Source organism: Mesorhizobium liriopis (assembly GCF_024053505.1).
Taxonomy (GTDB): domain Bacteria; phylum Pseudomonadota; class Alphaproteobacteria; order Rhizobiales; family Rhizobiaceae; genus Mesorhizobium_B; species Mesorhizobium_B liriopis.
This window is the reverse complement of sequence record NZ_JAMXQS010000006.1, coordinates 314,672-332,414: the sequence shown is the minus strand read 5'-3', so window position 1 is coordinate 332,414 and position 17,743 is coordinate 314,672. Positions and strand designations below refer to the sequence as shown.

The window sequence follows — 17,743 nt, the reverse complement described above, 5'->3', positions numbered from 1 at the left end:
CCAGATGGAGGAGGCAGCACCTTCCGCACGCGGTCTCTTCCGCGCCACCGGCAAGAAGTCAAAGCCGGTCCCACAGCGTCAGCTCGACGGCACCTACACGAAGGTCGAGCACCTGACGCGCGAGAAAGATGAATTCTATCCGACGCCGCCTGAGCCGACACGCGCCTTCTTGCATGCCGAGATCGACCGACTGCGCGACTTCGGCACGGTGTGGGAGCCGGCGGCAGGCGACGGCGCGATGATGCGCGAGATGAAGGCGCTCGGTCTGCGCGTCGTTTCATCCGATCTGATCGACCGTGGCTGCGGCGCCGAGGTGCGCAGCTTCTACGATTGGAGTTTTCCGGCAGCCGGCGCGATCGTCACGAACCCGCCTTTCGCGGAGTGTGGCTGGGGGAACGGCAAGGCGCGCTGGCTTAAACATGCCCTCGACGTGCTCGATGTCGAATACATGGCGCTGCTGCTCAACTGGACTTGGCCCGGCGCCGGCGGACTCGCCCCGTTCTGGGCAGAGCATCCAGCCGCTCGCGTCTACCTCATGCGCTGGAAGATCGACTTCACCGGGCAGGGCGCGCCGCCCATGCTCAATGGCTGGTTTGTCTGGGACAAGAAGCACGTCGGCGAGACCGTCTTGCGCATGCTCGACCGCAAGGACGCACGCCAGGCTGAATTGTTTGCGGAGGTGGCGTGATGCTCATCCTTGCCTTCGATCAATCCATCGCGCGCACCGGCTGGTGCCTCTACGAGCCGCCAGCGACCAAATCCATGATCATCGGCTCGTTCACCTCACGACCGGAGAAGGGCATGTCGACGGAGGAGAAGACCGGCATCTTCTGCGACGAGATCGAGAAGCTGTTCCGCGAGCACAAGCCGCAGTTCGTGATCTGGGAAGCGGCAACCGAGGTCATTCGCTCCTTCGCGCCGAAGACAGGGAAGGGCGATCTGGCTGGGGTGAAGACGCCGCCGCCTCTGACCGTCAATGCGGACCAACTCATCCTCCGCGACATCCAAGGCCATATCCGTCACGCCGCCCGCGCGCGCCGGCTGCCGTATGAGGCTGTGAACCCGCGCACTTGGCGCGCTTCGATCCTGAAGAACGGCAACCTCGACCGGGAGACCGCAAAGAAGAAGGCGCGCGAGATGTGCCAGATGCTTCGCATCCCTGCGAAGAACGAGGACCAGGCCGAGGCGGTCTGCATCGCGCTCTACGGCGCCACCACCCAAACCTATCGCATGAAGGCGGCAGCATGACCTTGCACGCGCAACATTTCAACACACCGCTGCCCAACGCGCTCGAATGCGAGCAGTCCTTGTTGGGTGCCATCCTGCACGACAACACGCAGTATTGGCGCGTCGCTGGCTTCCTCAAGCCCGATCATTTCGAGGGCGGCGTGAAGGGTGTCAACGGGGCGATCTATGAGGTGCTTGGCACGCTCATCGCTGAGGGAAGACCGGCCACCATCCAGACCGTGAAGTCGTACATCAACGCAGATCAGGTCATCGATCCGAACGGTGGTGACGAGGGCGGCCCACTGACGCTCTTCCGCTATGTCGTCCGGCTCTTCTCCGAACTGCCGACCTTGGCGAACTGCTACGAGGATGGGAGGGGCGTTCTGCTGGCCCACGGCCGCCGGCGCATCATCCGCGAGCTCGAGGATGGGATTGCCCGAGCCCGCAACCTGCACATCAGCGACACCATCGCCAAAATTATCGGCGACACCGCAAACGCGCTGACGAACATCTCGCAGGAAGCCGACGAGCGCGCGGCATCGCTGAAGTACGGTGTGATCCTGCCGAAGGCGATCGAGCAGGTGCAAAAGGCCAGCACGGACACCGCCAGCCGCATTCCATGGTTCCTGCCCGAGGCCAGCGCAGTCATGGGTGACATGCGCCGCGGCAACCTTATCGGCTTCATGTCGGATTCCGGTGGTGGCAAGACATCGTTCGCCCTCAGCCAGTGCAGGCATGCTGCGATGTGCGGGTTCAAGTCCGCATTCTTTTCGATCGAGATCACGGAAGAGGAAGCGGCCCTGCAAGCTGCCGCCCAGGCGGCTCGCGTGAAGCTTGATCGGCTCGACGCCTTCAACCTGAACACCAACGAGCAGCGCCACGTCGAAGACGAGATGATGAAGGCGATGGATCTGCCCTTCGAGATCGTCTCGTTCTCCGACTGCTCCCTGTCCGACATCGCGGTGAAGCTCGAGGCGATGGTGAAATCCAAGGGCCTTGACTTCATCGCCATCGACCACGCGAAGATGATCCAGCTGCCAGGGAAGGGCACCGAGCTGTTCGCTGAGCGCGTGAACGCCCTCTATCGCGGCCTCAAGGCCATCGCGAAGCGCTTGAACGTGGCGATCATGATCCTGATCCAGCGCAACGGCGACTGGAAAGAGCGGTGGAAGCGCGGCGGTTCCCTGCGCCCCATGATGGGTGACGCCTACGGCGGCGACGGCGTGAAGCAGAACCTGGATGTCTGGTTCTCGCTCTATCGACCGGAGCCGCTCTACAAAGACCTGATCCCGCAGGAGCGCCGGGACGACAAGCGCGCTGATCTGCAGGTGAAGTACGAGGACAGCCGCGGCAAGGCCTGGCTCATCAACCACAAGCGCCGCCGTGGTGAGCCGCAGGGCAATCAGGAAATCAGGTTCGAGGCGGAATACACGCTGTTCACGTCGCCGCCCACGGACATGCCGGATGCATTCGAGGGCATGTTCCAATGAACCAAACCACGGCATTCACCGATACCTGTGTCGGCGGTCATCGCGCCTTCATCCGCTTTCCGAAAGACGGCAAGGCCAACCCGCTTCTCGCGAAGGGCGGGACACCGAAGATATTTCCGACTGAGAAGGAAGCCTGGAAGGCGTTGGCGAAGGCGCTGTGTGCCCATGCGAACGGCCATCTTGTGCGCAGTGGGGAGCGGGCGGGGAAGCTCAAGGCAGAAGCCGATAAGCTCTTTCGTGGCGGCGGCAAGATCGTTCGCGTCGAGAAGCGGGGGAGGAAGCGGGCATGACCTGGAAGCTCCCCGTCAACGGCCACATCGAGCGCAACGCCGAAAACGTCGTAGGCTTCATCCGGCGGAATCCATCGTGCTCCATCGCTCGCATCATGGGCGAGTTCGATATCACCGCACACGGTATTCACAGCGCCATCGCCTTCGCCCGCCGTGTGCAGGGCATCCCCATCGCAACCGTGCGCTTCGGCGCCAAAGGTCATGAGACTTACTACGAGATCCGGGACGCTTGGCCCGAAGGAGAGCGCCTGTCATGAGCCGCAAGAAGCAGACCACTCCGCGCCCGATGTTCTTCGGCTACGAGCGCGATTTCGCCATGCGGTGGTGCCCGGTCGTTTGCCACGGCGATCAGCCGATCATCCACAAGGGCGAGGCGCACCGATACTCCACGTTCCGGCCGGTGCCACCGGAGTGCATCGATCCTTCAGGCGAACCGCTGTTCGGCAAGCTGCAGGCGATCTTCCCGGCACCTGCGAAGGAGGCGGCATGAGCGACGCGCGTGTGTCTGCCCTCTGCGCCGAGTTCGGCATCAAGATCATCGACGGGAAGCGCTATCCCGAGATTGGGGAGACACGCGCGCCTGAAACCATCGCCCGCATCCTGCGCCGGTATGGCGAAGAGCACACCCGCCTAATGCTCTCCACGCTTGCCGAGAGCGCCAACAACAAGATGGCATTCGATGAGGTTGGGTTCTGGGCTGCATCCGACATGATCCGCGCCTGGGGCGATGTGATCGATGACGATCTGTCGGTGTGGTTCGCGGTCTGGGACGCCATGCCGGTGGGCGAATTGCAGGCGGCAAATCTACAGCTGCGCGGCCTCGTTCCTCAGCGCTTCGCCTTAGGCGGCCAGATCCATGAGCGCCTATATAGACGCTACAACGAAAAGCGCCGGCAGGGCGAGCTTTTCGATGATCGTCGGAGGACAGCATGAACATCGGTGAGATTGCAGAGCGCCTGATCCAAGCGGCCGAAATCGAGCGCAACATCGCGGTGCCAATTGGGCCCGCACCGGCGCGCTCGCTACAACTGCCTTATGCCCACGACTTCGCCGACATGAACGGCTGGGGCAAGGAACGGCTCGAGGAGGAGCAGCGCGAGTTCGTCGCTAGCGTGTCCAAGCGCCCGACGCACAAGCAGGTAAGCGAGGCGGAGGAGGCGGGTAGCTGGTATAGCTTGGTCACGAACCAGGCGAACCGCTATGCACTCTCGATCTGGGTTGAGGCCATGGCAGGCGGTCGCATCTTCAAGGACGCTTGCTTCAAAGCAGGTATCCATCCGGTGACCGGCAGACGTCGGAAAGACCGTGCTCTTTGCGAAATTGCGCAAGCCCACGGTCGCAAGGCATTGCAGAATAACGAAAACGCATCTTTTGGGGTGTTGCCTGACGACCCTGAAATCGAGGATATTGAGGCTATCCTGAACACTACCGCGCCCAAGCAAAACGCCATCGTCGGATGGGCAGCGGACGACGCATTCACCCCCTTCCATAGCGATGCCGAACCGGACTTCAGCTGGTCGGCCAAACGCAACGAGCAGCGCCGGAAGCGCGCGGAGAGAAAGAAGGCCGAAGAGGCGAAGCGGGCTGCGTAAGCCTACCGTATAATGCCTGGAACATCGGAATGCGTGGACGGAGCATCAAAGGCCACCCTAGAAAACTGGTGGTAAGCTACCCAGCCGGCTGCCACGCAAATTCCAACCTTCACCAACACCGCGACGGTAAGGAAAGGGCGCCGGTTAATTTCGACGTCCGTCGGATCGTTGTCCCACTTATCGGGTCGAGGCAGGAGAGGCATCAGTTGCCCTCCGGTGCTGAAGTCTCGGCACCAACGCCGTTGGCTGTCGAGCCCACGCGATCAAATCCCCAAAAGGAAACGAGCGCGATGCTGACAACGACGAACGTAAGAAAAGACAAGATGATGATGCGGCTGTGGTTCATTGACCAGTATACCGCTCCCAGCGTGTCTTATGTGTGTCCCCGCGGATAACGGTAGTCCCAGCCGGTTCACCCCTATGAGCTGGGAACCGCGCCTGCCGGATGCAGGATGTAGCTGACGGCCAGCGAAGATAGCCGCGGTCGGATCGAAGTGTCTGAAAGCCCCCGTGAGAGACTAGCCCGCAAGGGACCGACTAGGGCAACGTTCGCAGATCAATCGAAGCGTTCGAGCAAGGCATTGAGAGCCTGAAGACGGTCCTCTGATCGCTGAGACCAGTTGCTCGTATCGTCATCCCAAGATGGCGCTTCACCTTGGCTGCGCATTACTCGAAGCCGCCCGCGCCTCATGTCATCGATGTCCTTCTGGGTTCGGACGATCTCGCGCTTCAGGATGTCGCGCTGGTAGGCCCACACATCAGTCACGCCGAAGTCCTCCCTTATCATTTGACAAGAGATGAGCACCGAAGCGCGGCAATAGCAAACGAGCGAGGCTTCGCATGTTTCGATCCACCATCATGGCGGGTTTCGACTGCGCGCGCCTCGAATGGCAGAATGACCTCTGCCTTCTGACGGCAACCGACCATGTGCCCGAGCGCCGGATGCGCGAGCACTACGAGCTGATGAAGGCGCATGGCGTTCATACCGTCCGCGACGGGCTGCCTTGGTGGCATCCGATCGAGCCGCGCCTCCAGGTCGCTAAGGACGCCGGCATGGAGGTGATCTGGGATCTCGATCACTACTGGCGCCATCCTGCACCGACCGACTACGCCAAGCGCGTCGCCATGGCCGTGCAGCGTGTCTGTCCGGGTCAGACATTCTGGGTTTGCTTCAACGAGAACCGTCTCGCCGGCCTTCTGACGCCAGGCCAAGACCAAGCTGAGGTCGTCGCGAAGGCGAAAGAGATCATGCGCGTGCTGCGCGCCAACATCTACGACGTCCGGCTGGTGACGGCCGAGCCCGCGCACATCCCTGACGAGATCGAGGCGCACGCCGGCCTAGCCGATCAGGCCGATGTGCTCGGCATTAACATCTATCCGTACCATGCGGACTGGAGCATCGGTGAGGCGCTCCGCGCGATGGCGGCGCGCTACCCGGACCGTCCGCTGATGATCACCGAGACGGGCCTGCATCCCGGTCTAGATCGCAAGTGGGAAGGCATCGACTGCAAGGCGGAATGGCTGCGGCATGTCCGTGGCGAGGTCCGCGGCGCGCAGCACTGGAATCGCATCAATGTGGTCGGCATCTGCCTCTACCCGATCGTCAACACGCCGAGCTGGAACGACCCGCGCGAGCGCTGGGACCATGGCCTGATCCGCGAGGATGGCAGCGTCGATGAAGCGCTATCGGCCGCGATGATGGAGGCAGCGTGATTAGACTAGGCCGTCGAGATCCTTATCAAGTGCGCGTTCAATGCCGCGCCGAACGCCCATGAGAAACGGTGTCATGTTGCCACGAGTGCCAGGCTGACCGGGTATTCCGGGCAGTGCCGCATGCACCCCGCGGATGCTTCGAAAGCCGATCTCAAACCCGTCACGAAACGAGCCACTGCTGATAGTGTCGTTCATGGAACCTCCCGTCTAAATTAGACCGAAAGTAGATCAAATTAGATGGCAGCGGGCAAGAAGACTGGCGGACGCCAGAGAGGCACCCCGAACAGGGCCACAGCGCGACGTGAGCGCGATATCGCCAAGATGGGCCAGACCCCACTCGAATACATGTTGAGGGTCATGCGCGACAGCCGAGCCAGTGGCGACAGGCGAGACAAGATGGCGGTGGCCGCTGCCCCGTACGTCCATCCCAAGCTCGCCAACATGCAGCACACCGGTCGCAACGGCGGCCCCATCCAGACAGTGGACCTGACGAAACTATCCGGTGATGAGCTCGATCAGCTTGAAAGCATCTTCGGCCCGCTTGCCGGACCCGGCGACGATGATGCGCCTGATCAGGCAGGAGAGGGCGAGACGGGCGGCTGAGGCCGAACGGGATCGGGTTACGCGCGATGCGGAACGGATCAGAGCGCGGTGCCAGACGCTTGCAGGGTTCGTGCGCGAGGCTTGGCATGTGGTCGAGCCGTCGAGCGAATACACCCACGGCTGGCATATCGATGCGATCTGCGCCCATCTCGAGGCGGTGACCGATGGGCGGATCAATCGCCTTCTGATCAACGTCCCGCCTGGCACGATGAAGTCGCTGCTGACTTCGGTGCTCTGGCCGGCATGGGAATGGGGCCCGATAGGTCGGCCCTCGCTGCGGTACCTGACCAGCAGCTATACGGAGAAGTACGTCAAGCGCGACAGCCGACGCATGCGCGACCTGGTGACCAGCGAATGGTATCAGTCGCTCTGGCCGGAAGTGTCGCTGGTAAGAGCGGGTGAGGCATCCTTCGCCAACACGCGCACCGGCAACCGTGAGGGTGTCCCCTTCGCCTCGCTGACTGGCGGGCGCGGCGACCGCGTAATCATCGATGATCCTCACTCGACGGAGACGGCGGAATCGGAGGCCGAACGTCTCAACACGATCCGCATCTTCCGCGAGAGCGTGCCGACCCGCCTGAACGACCCGAAGACGTCGGCGATCATCGTGATCATGCAGCGCCTCCACGAAGGAGATGTCAGCGGCGAGATCATGAAACTCGGGCTCGGCTACGAGCACCTGATGCTGCCGATGGAGTTCGAGCCGGACAGGGCCTGCCATACCGCGATCGGGTTCACTGACCCGAGGCACGAGGATGGAGAGCTTCTGTTCCCGGAGCGCTTCCCCCGTGAGGTGGTCGAGCGCGACAAGATCCCGATGGGATCATATGCGGTTGCAGGACAGTTCCAGCAGCGGCCAGCGCCTCGTTCTGGCGGTATGTTCCAGCGGGGCGACTTCGAGATTGTGGATGCGGTGCCGTCCAATGTCCGGCGCTGCCGCGCTTGGGACTTCGCTGCGACGGCAGAGAAGCCCGGCAAGCAACCGGACTGGACGGTAGGCCTCAGGATGGCTTGGGCCAACGGCACCTTCTACGTGGAGGATGTCAGGCGCGATCGGTGGTCGCCCGGTGACGTCGAACGGAACCTGAAGAACACGGCATCGCAAGATGGCCTGCAGGTGACCATCCGCATACCGGAAGACCCAGGCGCAGCCGGTAAGGCTGATGCCGCCACGAAGGTAAAGCTGCTGGCCGGCCACAACATCAAGGTCGTGCGTCCGACAGGTGACAAGGCCACCCGCGCCAAGCCAGCGTCAGCACAGGCTGAAGCGGGGAATGTGAAGCTCGTACGAGGCAAATGGAACGACACGTTCTTGGACGAGGTGTGCTCGTTTCCGAATGCCCAGCATGACGATCAGGTCGACGCCTTCGCCGATGCTCTGAATGAGCTCGCGCTGGGCTCGTCCTTCACGCTCGACAACATCTGAGGAAGCCGTGGGAAACATTCTGCAGTTCGCCCGCGACAGCCTGACGAATCTCGTCTCGCGGATGGGCACCGACCGGGACAAGGCATCGGCGAGCTTCTATGCCGACCCGCTCTTGACCGATGACCAGCTTGCGAACGCCTATCGCGGCGCATGGCTACCGCGGAAGATCGTGGACATCCCGGCACTCGACAGCGTGCGGGCATGGCGCGACTGGCAGGCCAAGGGTGGACAGATCGAGCAGATCGAAGGCGAAGAGAACCGCCTGAACGTGAAGGGCAAGGTGCTCGAAGCCCGCATCAAGGCGCGGCTCTGGGGCGGCTCCGCCATCATGATCGGCACCGGTGATCTTGAACTAGCGCAGGAGCTTCGCGCCGACCGCGTTGAAAAGGGTGGGGTGCGCTATCTGACCGTGCTCTCGCGCCGTCAGCTGACCGCAGGCGAGATTATCCGCGACCCGCAGTCGGAGTGGTACGGCAAGCCCGGCAGCTACACGCTGGCAGCAGGCGACAAGCAGCAGGTGACAATCCACCCATCGCGGCTCGTGCTCTTCCACGGGGCCTCTCAGCCCGAAGAGGAGGTGTTCACAGCATACCCCGGGTGGGGCGATAGTGTCTTGCTCGCGGTGATGCAGGCGATCAAGCAGGCCGATGGGACGGCAGCGAACATCGCCTCGCTTGTCTTTGAGGCCAAGGTCAACATCATCCGCATCCCGCAGTTCATGGCGAGCTTGGGTGACGAGGGCTACAAGGCGAAGCTGCTTGAGCGCTACACGCTCGCGGCGACGTCCAAGGGTATCAACGGCGATCTGCTTCTCGACAAGGAAGAGGAATACGAGCAGCGCCAGGTGAGCTTTGCCACGCTGCCCGAAGTGCTGATGTCCTTCATGCAGATCGTGTCGGGTGCGGCCGATATCCCTGCCACGCGTCTTCTTGGGCAGTCACCGGCGGGCATGAACTCGACGGGCGAAAGCGATCTGCGCAACTACTACGACCGGCTACAGGCCATGCAGGCGATCGAGATGACGCCGGCGTTGGCAAGGCTGGACGAATGCTTGATCCGTTCGGCCACCGGCAAGCGCGATCCCGACATCTACTACGAATGGGCGCCGCTTTGGGGACTGTCCGAGAAGGAACGGGCCGACATCTTCAAGACGAAGAGCGATGCAGCACGCGCTATCGCCGGCGGGTCGGGCCAACAGCCGCTTATGCCTGTCGAGGCACTGTCCGATGCGCTGGTGAACGCCTTTGTCGAGGATGGATCACTGCCTGGGCTCGAAGCTGCGATCGATCAATACGGCAAGCTCGCTGACCAGGAAGAGGACGAGGACGAGGTTGATGCCGCGCTAGGCGGCGAAGGCAACGTGTCCCGCCTCCGCGTGGCTGCGAATGATGCCGAACCCCGCACGCTGTATGTGCGCCGGGATGTGCTGAACGCTGCCGAGATCATCGCATGGGCGAAAGCGCAGGGGTTTGAATCCACCCTGCCGGCATCCGACCTGCATGTGACCATCGCCTACAGCCGAGAAAAGCTGGATTGGATGAAGGTCGAGCAGGACTATCGAGACTTCAGCGGCAACGGCACTGGCAAGCTTACGGTCTCTGCCGGCGGCCCGCGCCTGATGGAGCAGTTCGGCAAGGCGACCGTGCTGCTGTTCTCGTCATCCGATCTGCAATGGCGGCATATGGCGATCCGCGAGGCCGGCGCTTCATGGGACCACGAGGAATATCAGCCCCACATCACGATCTCATACGAGTTCGACGGTTCGCTGGGTTCGATCGAGCCCTACCGCGGCAAAATCGAGCTTGGGCCTGAGATTTTCGAGGAGGTCGATGAGGATTGGTCCTCGAAGCTGACGGAGGCTTGAGCGTGGACGAGCGATGCTCCGAAAGTCGCCGCCGCCAAGAGCTTCCATATCCTCGCTCATGCGCGGTCTGCGGCCTGCGCAAATGCCAGTTCTATTTCCCGGAGGGCAAGTCAGTGGCCGAAGTCGACAGCACGTCCGACCAGCGCACCGTGAACAATACGATGCGCCACGCCTATCGCGTCCTCAGCGACGAGGAAAAGGCAGCGATGCAGGAGATCAAGGATATGGGGCTGGCCTTCCACGACCGTATCGCGGCGCTGGGCTCAGACCGTGAGATCTCTTTGGCGAAGACGAAGGTGGAAGAGGCCGTGATGTGGGCAGTAAAACACATCACGGCATAGCGTCAGACTTGCTGAGCGATCACTAGCAGCTTCCATCTGATCGAGCCTTGGGCAGGGCTATGCTGGCGATGATTCTGCGACGGCAACTGAACGCCCTTGTTCGACGCAATCTCATCACCACAACCAGCGCAGCGATAGATGCCCGCATAGTCCGGGGTCTGCCCCGGCTTCCACTCTTTCTTAAATGCCTCGTGGGGCTTTGCTTCCTTCACGAGGTTGCCGTCCATGTATAGCGCCACGTCTTCCTCCAAGTTGCTTGCGCTCATCTAAGCTGCACTAAGGCAGGGCCACATGCAATTCACAGACGCCGTAACGTTGTCTGGCACACGCCGGACGGGCGAAGGCTACCTCATTGCCGACGCCAAAGCGGTTCGCACGGGCATCCAGCATTACCTGGGCCCGGAAGTCGGTCGCCCCGACATGCAGACCGTGCGTGTCTATCGCAGCGAGGAAGAGGTTCGCTCGACTGACAGCCTGCGGAGCTTCAGCCACGCCCCGGTCACCGTCGATCACCCTGCCGAACCTGTCACGGATGAGAACTGGAAGCAGCTGGCCGTGGGCGAGGTCAGCACCTCGGCGACATGGGACGGCAACCGCATCGCGCTGCCTCTCATCCTCAAGGACCGTGCCGCGATCGACGCCGTGCATGCGGGCAAGCGTGAGCTTTCCGCCGGCTACACCTGCGAGCTCGTCTGGGACGCCGGCACCACACCATCAGGCGAGGCTTACGACGCCCGCCAGACCAACATCCGCGCCAACCACGTCGCCATTGTCGATCGAGGACGCGCGGGAGCGGAATGCAGGATCGGCGATGCCGACCGGCATGCATGGGGCGCGGCCCCGATATCAACCACTGACAAGGAGACGCGCGCTATGAGCGACGCACTTCGTACTGTGGTCGTGGACGGGCTGTCGGTGAGCACCACCGATCAGGGCGCCCAGGCCATCAACAAGCTGCAGGGCGACCTGCGGGACTCGGCTGCAAAGGTCACGCAGCTGCAGACCGACCACGAGAAGGCGCTTGCCGCAAAGGATGCGGAGATTGCCAAGGCTCATGCCGAGCGTGACGCCGCCAATGGAAAGGTGCTGTCCGATGCCGATCTCGACAAGCGTGTGCAGCAGCGCGCCGACCTGATCTCCACGGCCAAGGCCATCGCGGCCGACGTGAAGACCGACGGTCTGTCCGATGCGGCAATCCGCAAGGCTGCTGTCACTGCCAAGCTCGGCGACGCCGCCCTCACCGGTAAGTCGGACGCCTACATCGATGCGCGCTTCGACATTCTCGCCGAGGACGCAGCGAAGAACCCGCCCGATCCATTCCGTGACACGATGAAGAACGGCCTGCGCCAGACCAACGACGCAACGTCTTCCAATGACGCCTACAACCAGATGCTCATGCGCGACCGCAACGCATGGCAGGGCACGAAGGAGACCGCGTGATGGCTATCCCTCCCGTCTCGTACAGCCGCGATACGCCGAAGGGCTATCCCGGCATGATTGCCACCACCGAGCCGCACCACATCATTTCGATGATCGTGGCCCAGGCATCGGGTGATGTACCCTTCGGCCGTGGCGTCCTGTTCGGCGCGCTCGAAGACACGGTGGCGCTGCCGGCTGCGATCGGCAAGTTCGCTGGTGTCGCCGTGGTGGACCGCACGCTGCCTGCGGCCAATGGCGAGGTCTACAAGCCGTATGACCAGATCAGCGTCATGAAGGGCGGCACGATCTGGGTCACCGCGCTCGTCGCCGTTGCTCAGGGCGATCCGGTCTACATGACCCCGACCGGCACCTTCACCAACGTGTCCAACTCCAGCGCCAACCAGCTGATCGAGAACGCCGAATGGGCGTCGGTCACCTCCGGCACCAATCAACTCGCGAAGCTCCGCCTCGGCGTGGCAAAGTAAGGGGGGAACCAAGATGTTCACCACTGACGCGCCCGCTCTGGCGCTCAACTTCCTGCGCACCGCGCAGAACTACATCGAGCCGGGCATCTACGCCCGCGCTTACCCCGACTTCCAGTACCGCGAGTTGGTGCCGGTCGATAACTCGGCGCCCGAATGGACCACGAACATCGACTTCTTCTCGATGGGCGATGATGTCGGCGAAGCCCGCGAGTTCGCGCCGGACGGCGACGACATCAACTTCGTGGACTTCAAGCTCGATAAGGGCTCGAGCCGCGTGTTCATGGTCGGCATCGGCTATCGCTACAATCTGCAGGAGCTTGCCCACGCCCAGGCGTATGGCATTCGCCTGACCGATGAGCGCGCCGACGCGGCCCGCCGCAAGTACGAGCTGTTTGTCGACAACCTCGCATTCGTCGGCCGCGCGAAGCTCGGCATGCCGGGCCTGATCAACTCGATCAGCGTCACGGCTTTGACGGCGGCCAATGGTGCCGCGGGTACGGCCACGTGGGAGACGAAGACGGTCGATGAGATCGTGGCGGACGTGAACAACGTCCTCAGCGACATCTTCCTGACCACGAACGGAATCGAGCAGGCGGACACCCTGCTGCTGAGCCAGCAGAAGTACGCCTACCTCGCAACCAAGCGCCTGTCGGACATGCAGTCGATCACGCTTCTGGAGCACATCCAGCGTGTGAATATCTACACGATCCGCACGGGCCGCCCGCTGACCATCCGCGCCGTCTTCGGACTGGAAACGGCTGGTGCCGGCGGCACTCAGCGCATGGCGGCGTACCGTCGCGATCCAGGCGTGGTGAAGATGCACATTCCGATGCCGCTGCGCTGGCTTCAGGCCGAACATCGTCTGCTCAAGTACGAGGTGCCCGGCATCTTCCGTACCGGTGGCGTCGAGTTCCGCCGGCCGGGTGCCGCTCGCTATCTGGATGGGATCTGAGGAGAACGTCATGACCAAGACTGTCACTCTTGAGAACACCCGCTTGGGGGGCTTCGGCCTCCCGACCGGTCAAGTCGTTCCCGGCAACGGCTCCATCACGGTGGAGCCTGAAATTTGGGGCGCATCGAAGGACCACCCCGTGGTCAAAGGTGCTGTCGAGGCGGGCTTCCTGATTGTCGATGGCAAGGGCAGGAAGAAGCCGGCGGGCGATGACCGCGACGAGAACGGCGACACTACCGAGATGGCCGCGATGCGTCAGCAATTCAACGCATCGTTTGCGACTGTCACCACCGAACTCGAAGCCCAGCGCGGCCGTGTCGGCGAACTCGAACAGGTGATTGCCGATCGTGATGCCGAGATTGCAAAGCTGAAGGAGGGCGGTGTTCCTGCCGCCATCAAGGCCGAGCATCATGGCGGCGGCAAGTTCAACGTCACCCAGGGTGAGACCGTAATCCTGTCGGGTCTGTCCAAGGCGGACGCCGACAAGTTCAACGGCCTGAGTGACGAGGAGAAAGCCTCCTTTATCGAGAAGGCTAAATCCTGATCGGTAGTAGGGCGCAGTTCGTCAGCGCTGCGCCCTAACCGTACATGGTTTCGTACTCACTATCGTACCCCTGCTCATACGGGTCGTGCCAATCCGATTGGGTTGGATACGGGTTGTCGCGTGGTCGATTATCACGCGCGTCATCCTGCCCTTTGCGGAAAGCGGTTTGGGTCATCTGCTCGTGCTTCGTCATCATGATCACTCCTTGTGCTTGCTATTGCCGTTATAGCGGCGATGCGACGGAGCTTCACAAAGGAAGTAAGAAAAATGGCCGGCTACGGTTCTGACGAGCAGTTCGCTGCCTGGGCGGCCGCAGCCGGCTACACCATCCCCGAGGGAAGCGTGACGGCCGCGCGCCAGCGGGGCAGTGACTATGTGGACGGGGCTTACGGTGCCCGCTTCCCCGGTACACCCACCGGCGGGATCGAACAGGAACGCGCGTGGCCTCGCACAGGAGCGTCAGCGGCGGGCTCGGCGATCGGGAGCGATGTCATTCCCGCCCGTGTCGTCAACGCCTCCTACCAGGCTGCTCTTCTTGAACTTAATGCGCCTGGGAGTCTGTCGGTGGTTGCCGATCCGTCGAAGCGGGTCCGAAGGCAGAAAGTCGAGGGAATCGAGCGTGAGTTTTTCGAGCCTGGGACGGATGGGCCCGTCACCGGTCCCGTCTCGACCGCCATCGAAGGTCTGCTCGCGCCATTGCTCATCCCTGCCAACGCGCCTGCCATCATGGTGGTGTGATGGGCTTCTACGATGAGATGGCCGACATGGCCGCCGACCTGCTCGCCCCAGAAGATGAAGGCGGGCTGGGGCAAGGTGAGGTGCTGCTCCGCCGAGTGGTCACCACCCCCGGCGCCAATCCATGGGACGAGCCCACCGAGCAGATCACCGACACCAAGCTTTCAGCCACGGTGAAGCGGGTCGATCAGAGATACGAGAACGGCGCCCTGATCATCGCGACAGGCGACATCGTGACGTTCGCTCCGGTCGAGCCTGAGCCTGCCAATGCCAATGTGCTCGTTATCGACGGGCGGGAGAGGGCGATCACCAATCTGAAGCGGATACCGGGCGCGGGGGTGTGCGTGGCCTGGCAGTGCTTCTGCGCAGCATGAGGAGATAGTCATGGATCGACGTGCATTCCTTCGCGGCTCCGCCGTTGCAGTGGCCGCCGTGCCGGCCGTCTCCTCAGTTCCAGCAATGGCATCCGGCTCGCGCGTAATCTCGTGCCGCCCAGAGTTTCCCGGCTACCGCGAATGGTGCATCCTGAACGGAGACCACAAGCGCGCCACGGTCTATCTGGATGGCGTCGAGCAGAAGAGCGCGGTGGCCGCTGACGAAGGCGCCGGTACCGTCACGCGAGCTGTGAGAACTCCGTTCGGCAATCTGGCCGTCGATATCCATAAGGGCGATGTCCTTGAGGAGACGGTTCACGGTCGGGTTGAGATCCGTATCGACTGATGCCCCGCTCCACCCGCGAGATGATCGAAGAGCTTCTGGCGACCTACGATGACCGCCTCGCCAATGCTTTTCTCGCCGCGATCGATGACATTCGAAACAGCATCACGCTTCGGGTGATTGTCGAGCGGCTTGAGAAGGGCGATGTGCAGGGCGCGATCGAGGCTATGCAGATCGACGCTGAAGCATTCGCCCGGCTCGAAGTCGCGATAGCCGAAGCCTACAACTCGGGCGGACAGGCGACGGTTGGCAATCTGCCCCGTCTCACCGATCCCGCCGGCAACCGCATCCAGTTCCGCTTCGGCGTCCGCAACCCGGAAGGCGAGGCATGGTTGCGCGATCACAGCGCGACGCTTGTCACCCGCATCGTGGACGATCAGCGGACGGCAATCCGTCAGGCGCTTACCGATGGGCTGGCACGAGGCGAGAACCCACGCCGCACCGCACTGGATGTGGTCGGGCGCATCAGTCGCGCCACGAACCGTCGGGAAGGGGGCGTTATCGGGCTCACGGCTGCTCAGGAACGCTACGTCGCCTCGGCGCGGGCCGAACTGGCTTCTGGCGATGCCGCCGCTCTACGGGCCTATCTGGGTCGCGAGAGGCGCGACAAGCGCTTTGACCGAACCATCGAAAAAGCCATTCGCGACGGCAAGCCGCTGCCGGCCGATCTGATTACGCGCATCACGGGGCGCTATTCCGACCGGCTGCTCTTGCTCCGCGGCGAGATGCTGGCGCGAACCGAGACGATGGTGGCTCTGTCGAAGAGCCGTGACGACGCCATGCGCCAGCAGATCACCGCCGGCAAGTTCATGGCCGAGGACGTGACGAAGAAGTGGCGTTCAGCCGGTGACAGCCGAGTGCGGCACACCCACCGCGCGCTGAACGGCAAGGCGGTCCCGATGGATGGTGTTTTCCATAGTCCATCCGGTGCAGTGCTGAGACATCCCGGCGATCCGCAGGCCCCGGTCTCCGAGATCAGCGGATGTCGCTGCTGGCTCGAATACAAGGTCGACCATCTCGCAGGCGTGGTGCGAAGGAACAGGGCTGCCTAATGGCGAACCTCTCATTCGCGGCTCAGGTTGTTGACTGGGTGCGGAAGGTCGAGGGCGCCACCGAGGCGGTGTTCAAGGAATCGGCTCAGGAACTTGTCTCCCAGATGCAGGCGCTGGTCCCGGTAGACACGGGCTTTCTCCGGGCCTCGCTCGTGGCGTCAACTTCGGCCATGCCTGCGCTGACGCTCAACAACCCCGGTGGCACCTTCAACGCTGACGTCGGGCAGATCGAGTTGGTCATCGCGGGCTCCGAACTCGGTGACACGATCTACCTCGGCTACACAGCCAAGTATGGCGTCTATGTCCACTACGGGGCGAACGGCCGATCACCGCGACCGTGGGTCGATATGGTTGCGCAGCGCTGGGGCACCATCGTCAACGAAAAAGCCGCCGAGCTTAAGTCTCGTCTTGGCCTCTAACACCAACAAGCCTGTCGGACTCCTGCTCGCCGGCTAGCAACAGCGCGAGCCCGAGGCCTGACAGCACCTTTCGGGCCGCTTCAAGGGCGGTCTCACCACGCACGGTTTCAGCCTTCTCGTTGCCCAGCAGATCGCGGGCAGCGGTCAGGCGCTCGTGGATATCGATATCGCTCAGAGGCTTCACGCCGCGAGGAGTAGCGCAGAATGCCGTCCATCGAAACAAAGATCTGGATGGCGCTGAAAACACGAGCTGAGACCATGGTGGCAAGCCTAGGTCTACCTGCCTCATGGCCCAACCAAGACTTCACGCCGCCATCAGGCAACTATCTGCGCATCTCGCATATCCCGAACATCAACACCCGACCGTTCCTCGCCTCTGACGAACCGCACCGCCGGATGAGCATCCTGCAGATCGACGTGTTCGCGAAGAAGAACCAGGACATCGCAGTCTCGACCGAACTGGCCGGCAAGGTCGCCGCCTTCTTCCCACCCGATCTGCCTATGCGCTTCGATGGAGTGACCGTGAAGGTCAGCAAAGCCCCCGATGTCGCCCAAGCCCTCCCGACCGATACCCACATGCAGGTGCCGGTCTCCATCCGTGTCGAAGCCATCTGCTGAAGGAGCAAGACTGATGACCGAAGAGATCATCTACGCGACCCAGCCCGTTGCCCACAAAGGCGGACGGCGCGCGGTCAACCCACAGTTCTTCACCGTACCCGAGGAGGGCGTGAAGAAGGTCTATCTGGACGGCGACTGGCCGGCCCTGAAAACGGCATACGAAGAGGCTGGCGCGAAGGTCTATCCGCTCTCTGACATGCCGGAAGAGAAAGAGGCGGCCAAGGCTGCCGCTGCCACCGCCAAGAAGGAGGGCTGA

The 17,743-nt window shown here is 62.5% G+C and carries 30 protein-coding genes; 24 read left to right on the top strand and 6 right to left on the bottom strand.

Going from position 1 to position 17,743, the window contains the following annotated elements; translation table 11 throughout:
• Positions 1–4 precede the first annotated feature (4 nt).
• From NGM99_RS13885 to NGM99_RS13850, 8 genes are read left to right on the top strand one after another with little or no spacing between them, the layout of a single operon-like run.
• A complete protein-coding gene (locus NGM99_RS13885) occupies positions 5–688 on the top strand; it encodes a hypothetical protein (protein WP_252819862.1) in 684 nt (227 codons plus the stop codon).
• The gene (locus NGM99_RS13880) at positions 688–1,248 is read left to right on the top strand and encodes a RuvC family protein (protein WP_252819860.1); all 561 of its coding nucleotides are present in this window, start codon (positions 688–690) and stop codon (positions 1,246–1,248) included. Before NGM99_RS13885 ends, NGM99_RS13880 begins: the two co-directional genes overlap by 1 nt.
• The gene (locus tag NGM99_RS13875) at positions 1,245–2,717 is read left to right on the top strand and encodes a DnaB-like helicase C-terminal domain-containing protein (RefSeq protein WP_252820066.1); all 1,473 of its coding nucleotides are present in this window, start codon (positions 1,245–1,247) and stop codon (positions 2,715–2,717) included. Before NGM99_RS13880 ends, NGM99_RS13875 begins: the two co-directional genes overlap by 4 nt.
• Positions 2,714–3,007 (top strand): hypothetical protein, encoded by a 294-nt coding sequence (locus NGM99_RS13870; protein WP_252819858.1) that lies wholly within the window; start codon positions 2,714–2,716, stop codon positions 3,005–3,007. The genes NGM99_RS13875 and NGM99_RS13870 overlap by 4 nt, the downstream gene beginning before the upstream one ends.
• Positions 3,004–3,264 (top strand): hypothetical protein, encoded by a 261-nt coding sequence (locus tag NGM99_RS13865; protein ID WP_252819855.1) that lies wholly within the window; start codon positions 3,004–3,006, stop codon positions 3,262–3,264. The genes NGM99_RS13870 and NGM99_RS13865 overlap by 4 nt, the downstream gene beginning before the upstream one ends.
• Positions 3,261–3,497 (top strand): hypothetical protein, encoded by a 237-nt coding sequence (locus NGM99_RS13860; protein WP_252819853.1) that lies wholly within the window; start codon positions 3,261–3,263, stop codon positions 3,495–3,497. The genes NGM99_RS13865 and NGM99_RS13860 overlap by 4 nt, the downstream gene beginning before the upstream one ends.
• The gene (locus tag NGM99_RS13855) at positions 3,494–3,940 is read left to right on the top strand and encodes a hypothetical protein (protein WP_252819851.1); all 447 of its coding nucleotides are present in this window, start codon (positions 3,494–3,496) and stop codon (positions 3,938–3,940) included. The genes NGM99_RS13860 and NGM99_RS13855 overlap by 4 nt, the downstream gene beginning before the upstream one ends.
• Complete coding sequence (locus NGM99_RS13850) at positions 3,937–4,599, top strand: hypothetical protein (RefSeq protein WP_252819849.1); 663 nt, start codon at positions 3,937–3,939, stop codon at positions 4,597–4,599. Before NGM99_RS13855 ends, NGM99_RS13850 begins: the two co-directional genes overlap by 4 nt.
• A 202-nt stretch (positions 4,600–4,801) precedes the next feature.
• Here the strand turns inward: NGM99_RS13850 and NGM99_RS13845 are convergent, their stop codons facing one another.
• A complete protein-coding gene (locus NGM99_RS13845) occupies positions 4,802–4,945 on the bottom strand; it encodes a hypothetical protein (protein WP_252819847.1) in 144 nt (47 codons plus the stop codon).
• A 210-nt stretch (positions 4,946–5,155) separates the two neighbouring features.
• Positions 5,156–5,365 (bottom strand): hypothetical protein, encoded by a 210-nt coding sequence (locus NGM99_RS13840; protein ID WP_252819845.1) that lies wholly within the window; start codon positions 5,363–5,365, stop codon positions 5,156–5,158.
• 74 nt (positions 5,366–5,439) lie between these two features.
• Here NGM99_RS13840 and NGM99_RS13835 point away from each other — a divergent pair, with 74 nt between their 5' ends.
• On the top strand, positions 5,440–6,312 hold the full coding sequence (locus NGM99_RS13835; protein WP_252819843.1) for a hypothetical protein: 873 nt from the start codon (positions 5,440–5,442) through the stop codon (positions 6,310–6,312).
• On the opposite strand, the gene NGM99_RS13830 is transcribed toward NGM99_RS13835, so the two are convergent.
• The gene (locus NGM99_RS13830; protein WP_252819841.1) at positions 6,313–6,507 is read right to left on the bottom strand and encodes a hypothetical protein; all 195 of its coding nucleotides are present in this window, start codon (positions 6,505–6,507) and stop codon (positions 6,313–6,315) included.
• A gap of 42 nt (positions 6,508–6,549) precedes the next feature.
• On the opposite strand from NGM99_RS13830, the gene NGM99_RS13825 reads away from it, so the two are divergent.
• The 4 genes from NGM99_RS13825 to NGM99_RS13810 all read left to right on the top strand — a co-directional run bounded on the left by NGM99_RS13825 (position 6,550) and on the right by NGM99_RS13810 (position 10,546).
• Complete coding sequence (locus NGM99_RS13825; protein WP_252819839.1) at positions 6,550–6,915, top strand: hypothetical protein; 366 nt, start codon at positions 6,550–6,552, stop codon at positions 6,913–6,915.
• Positions 6,875–8,341, top strand: coding sequence for a phage terminase large subunit (gene terL, locus NGM99_RS13820; RefSeq protein ID WP_435371435.1), 1,467 nt, complete (start codon positions 6,875–6,877; stop codon positions 8,339–8,341). Before NGM99_RS13825 ends, terL begins: the two co-directional genes overlap by 41 nt.
• A 7-nt stretch (positions 8,342–8,348) precedes the next feature.
• Complete coding sequence (locus tag NGM99_RS13815) at positions 8,349–10,205, top strand: anti-CBASS protein Acb1 family protein (protein ID WP_252819835.1); 1,857 nt, start codon at positions 8,349–8,351, stop codon at positions 10,203–10,205.
• Between the two features lie 113 nt (positions 10,206–10,318).
• Positions 10,319–10,546, top strand: a complete 228-nt coding sequence (locus NGM99_RS13810; RefSeq protein ID WP_252819833.1) for an Acb2/Tad1 domain-containing protein — start codon at positions 10,319–10,321, stop codon at positions 10,544–10,546.
• A 2-nt stretch (positions 10,547–10,548) separates the two neighbouring features.
• Here the strand turns inward: NGM99_RS13810 and NGM99_RS13805 are convergent, their stop codons facing one another.
• Positions 10,549–10,812, bottom strand: coding sequence for a hypothetical protein (locus NGM99_RS13805; protein WP_252819832.1), 264 nt, complete (start codon positions 10,810–10,812; stop codon positions 10,549–10,551).
• Positions 10,813–10,837: 25 nt separating this feature from the next.
• On the opposite strand from NGM99_RS13805, the gene NGM99_RS13800 reads away from it, so the two are divergent.
• From NGM99_RS13800 to NGM99_RS13785, 4 genes are read left to right on the top strand one after another with little or no spacing between them, the layout of a single operon-like run.
• A complete protein-coding gene (locus tag NGM99_RS13800; RefSeq protein ID WP_252819830.1) occupies positions 10,838–11,986 on the top strand; it encodes a DUF2213 domain-containing protein in 1,149 nt (382 codons plus the stop codon).
• The gene (locus NGM99_RS13795; protein ID WP_252819827.1) at positions 11,986–12,450 is read left to right on the top strand and encodes a structural cement protein Gp24; all 465 of its coding nucleotides are present in this window, start codon (positions 11,986–11,988) and stop codon (positions 12,448–12,450) included. Before NGM99_RS13800 ends, NGM99_RS13795 begins: the two co-directional genes overlap by 1 nt.
• 13 nt (positions 12,451–12,463) lie before the next feature.
• On the top strand, positions 12,464–13,402 hold the full coding sequence (locus NGM99_RS13790; protein WP_252819825.1) for a DUF2184 domain-containing protein: 939 nt from the start codon (positions 12,464–12,466) through the stop codon (positions 13,400–13,402).
• A 10-nt stretch (positions 13,403–13,412) separates the two neighbouring features.
• Positions 13,413–13,946: a hypothetical protein gene (locus tag NGM99_RS13785; protein WP_252819823.1), complete on the top strand. Its 534-nt coding sequence runs from the start codon at positions 13,413–13,415 to the stop codon at positions 13,944–13,946.
• Positions 13,947–13,980: 34 nt separating this feature from the next.
• Here the strand turns inward: NGM99_RS13785 and NGM99_RS13780 are convergent, their stop codons facing one another.
• Complete coding sequence (locus tag NGM99_RS13780; RefSeq protein WP_252819821.1) at positions 13,981–14,139, bottom strand: hypothetical protein; 159 nt, start codon at positions 14,137–14,139, stop codon at positions 13,981–13,983.
• 74 nt (positions 14,140–14,213) lie between these two features.
• Here NGM99_RS13780 and NGM99_RS13775 point away from each other — a divergent pair, with 74 nt between their 5' ends.
• From NGM99_RS13775 to NGM99_RS13755, 5 genes are read left to right on the top strand one after another with little or no spacing between them, the layout of a single operon-like run.
• Entirely contained in the window at positions 14,214–14,684 is a 471-nt protein-coding gene (locus tag NGM99_RS13775; RefSeq protein ID WP_252819819.1) for a DnaT-like ssDNA-binding protein, read from the top strand.
• Entirely contained in the window at positions 14,684–15,055 is a 372-nt protein-coding gene (locus tag NGM99_RS13770; protein WP_252819817.1) for a hypothetical protein, read from the top strand. Before NGM99_RS13775 ends, NGM99_RS13770 begins: the two co-directional genes overlap by 1 nt.
• Positions 15,056–15,065: 10 nt before the next feature.
• Positions 15,066–15,401 carry a twin-arginine translocation signal domain-containing protein gene (locus NGM99_RS13765; protein ID WP_252819816.1) on the top strand — a complete coding sequence of 112 codons (336 nt, stop codon included), beginning with the start codon at positions 15,066–15,068 and terminating at the stop codon, positions 15,399–15,401.
• Positions 15,401–16,450 carry a putative phage head morphogenesis protein gene (locus NGM99_RS13760; RefSeq protein WP_252819814.1) on the top strand — a complete coding sequence of 350 codons (1,050 nt, stop codon included), beginning with the start codon at positions 15,401–15,403 and terminating at the stop codon, positions 16,448–16,450. The genes NGM99_RS13765 and NGM99_RS13760 overlap by 1 nt, the downstream gene beginning before the upstream one ends.
• Entirely contained in the window at positions 16,450–16,869 is a 420-nt protein-coding gene (locus tag NGM99_RS13755) for an HK97 gp10 family phage protein (RefSeq protein WP_252819811.1), read from the top strand. Before NGM99_RS13760 ends, NGM99_RS13755 begins: the two co-directional genes overlap by 1 nt.
• Here the strand turns inward: NGM99_RS13755 and NGM99_RS13750 are convergent.
• Complete coding sequence (locus NGM99_RS13750) at positions 16,847–17,053, bottom strand: hypothetical protein (RefSeq protein ID WP_252819809.1); 207 nt, start codon at positions 17,051–17,053, stop codon at positions 16,847–16,849. The two genes, NGM99_RS13755 and NGM99_RS13750, sit on opposite strands and share 23 nt — an antisense overlap.
• 20 nt (positions 17,054–17,073) lie before the next feature.
• Here NGM99_RS13750 and NGM99_RS13745 point away from each other — a divergent pair, with 20 nt between their 5' ends.
• Both NGM99_RS13745 and NGM99_RS13740 read left to right on the top strand, forming a co-directional pair.
• Entirely contained in the window at positions 17,074–17,487 is a 414-nt protein-coding gene (locus NGM99_RS13745; protein WP_252819808.1) for a phage tail terminator-like protein, read from the top strand.
• Between the two features lie 13 nt (positions 17,488–17,500).
• On the top strand, positions 17,501–17,743 hold the full coding sequence (locus NGM99_RS13740) for a hypothetical protein (RefSeq protein WP_252819807.1): 243 nt from the start codon (positions 17,501–17,503) through the stop codon (positions 17,741–17,743).

Coding starts and splice junctions, on each gene's coding strand:
- NGM99_RS13885 (WP_252819862.1), top strand. CDS start 5: ATGGAGGAGGCAGCACCTTCCGCACGCGGTCTCTTCCGCGCCACCGGC.
- NGM99_RS13880 (WP_252819860.1), top strand. CDS start 688: ATGCTCATCCTTGCCTTCGATCAATCCATCGCGCGCACCGGCTGGTGC.
- NGM99_RS13875 (WP_252820066.1), top strand. CDS start 1,245: ATGACCTTGCACGCGCAACATTTCAACACACCGCTGCCCAACGCGCTC.
- NGM99_RS13870 (WP_252819858.1), top strand. CDS start 2,714: ATGAACCAAACCACGGCATTCACCGATACCTGTGTCGGCGGTCATCGC.
- NGM99_RS13865 (WP_252819855.1), top strand. CDS start 3,004: ATGACCTGGAAGCTCCCCGTCAACGGCCACATCGAGCGCAACGCCGAA.
- NGM99_RS13860 (WP_252819853.1), top strand. CDS start 3,261: ATGAGCCGCAAGAAGCAGACCACTCCGCGCCCGATGTTCTTCGGCTAC.
- NGM99_RS13855 (WP_252819851.1), top strand. CDS start 3,494: ATGAGCGACGCGCGTGTGTCTGCCCTCTGCGCCGAGTTCGGCATCAAG.
- NGM99_RS13850 (WP_252819849.1), top strand. CDS start 3,937: ATGAACATCGGTGAGATTGCAGAGCGCCTGATCCAAGCGGCCGAAATC.
- NGM99_RS13845 (WP_252819847.1), bottom strand. CDS start 4,945: ATGAACCACAGCCGCATCATCATCTTGTCTTTTCTTACGTTCGTCGTT.
- NGM99_RS13835 (WP_252819843.1), top strand. CDS start 5,440: ATGTTTCGATCCACCATCATGGCGGGTTTCGACTGCGCGCGCCTCGAA.
- NGM99_RS13830 (WP_252819841.1), bottom strand. CDS start 6,507: ATGAACGACACTATCAGCAGTGGCTCGTTTCGTGACGGGTTTGAGATC.
- NGM99_RS13825 (WP_252819839.1), top strand. CDS start 6,550: ATGGCAGCGGGCAAGAAGACTGGCGGACGCCAGAGAGGCACCCCGAAC.
- terL (WP_435371435.1), top strand. CDS start 6,875: ATGCGCCTGATCAGGCAGGAGAGGGCGAGACGGGCGGCTGAGGCCGAA.
- NGM99_RS13805 (WP_252819832.1), bottom strand. CDS start 10,812: ATGAGCGCAAGCAACTTGGAGGAAGACGTGGCGCTATACATGGACGGC.
- NGM99_RS13800 (WP_252819830.1), top strand. CDS start 10,838: ATGCAATTCACAGACGCCGTAACGTTGTCTGGCACACGCCGGACGGGC.
- NGM99_RS13795 (WP_252819827.1), top strand. CDS start 11,986: ATGGCTATCCCTCCCGTCTCGTACAGCCGCGATACGCCGAAGGGCTAT.
- NGM99_RS13790 (WP_252819825.1), top strand. CDS start 12,464: ATGTTCACCACTGACGCGCCCGCTCTGGCGCTCAACTTCCTGCGCACC.
- NGM99_RS13785 (WP_252819823.1), top strand. CDS start 13,413: ATGACCAAGACTGTCACTCTTGAGAACACCCGCTTGGGGGGCTTCGGC.
- NGM99_RS13780 (WP_252819821.1), bottom strand. CDS start 14,139: ATGACGAAGCACGAGCAGATGACCCAAACCGCTTTCCGCAAAGGGCAG.
- NGM99_RS13775 (WP_252819819.1), top strand. CDS start 14,214: ATGGCCGGCTACGGTTCTGACGAGCAGTTCGCTGCCTGGGCGGCCGCA.
- NGM99_RS13770 (WP_252819817.1), top strand. CDS start 14,684: ATGGGCTTCTACGATGAGATGGCCGACATGGCCGCCGACCTGCTCGCC.
- NGM99_RS13765 (WP_252819816.1), top strand. CDS start 15,066: ATGGATCGACGTGCATTCCTTCGCGGCTCCGCCGTTGCAGTGGCCGCC.
- NGM99_RS13760 (WP_252819814.1), top strand. CDS start 15,401: ATGCCCCGCTCCACCCGCGAGATGATCGAAGAGCTTCTGGCGACCTAC.
- NGM99_RS13755 (WP_252819811.1), top strand. CDS start 16,450: ATGGCGAACCTCTCATTCGCGGCTCAGGTTGTTGACTGGGTGCGGAAG.
- NGM99_RS13745 (WP_252819808.1), top strand. CDS start 17,074: ATGCCGTCCATCGAAACAAAGATCTGGATGGCGCTGAAAACACGAGCT.
- NGM99_RS13740 (WP_252819807.1), top strand. CDS start 17,501: ATGACCGAAGAGATCATCTACGCGACCCAGCCCGTTGCCCACAAAGGC.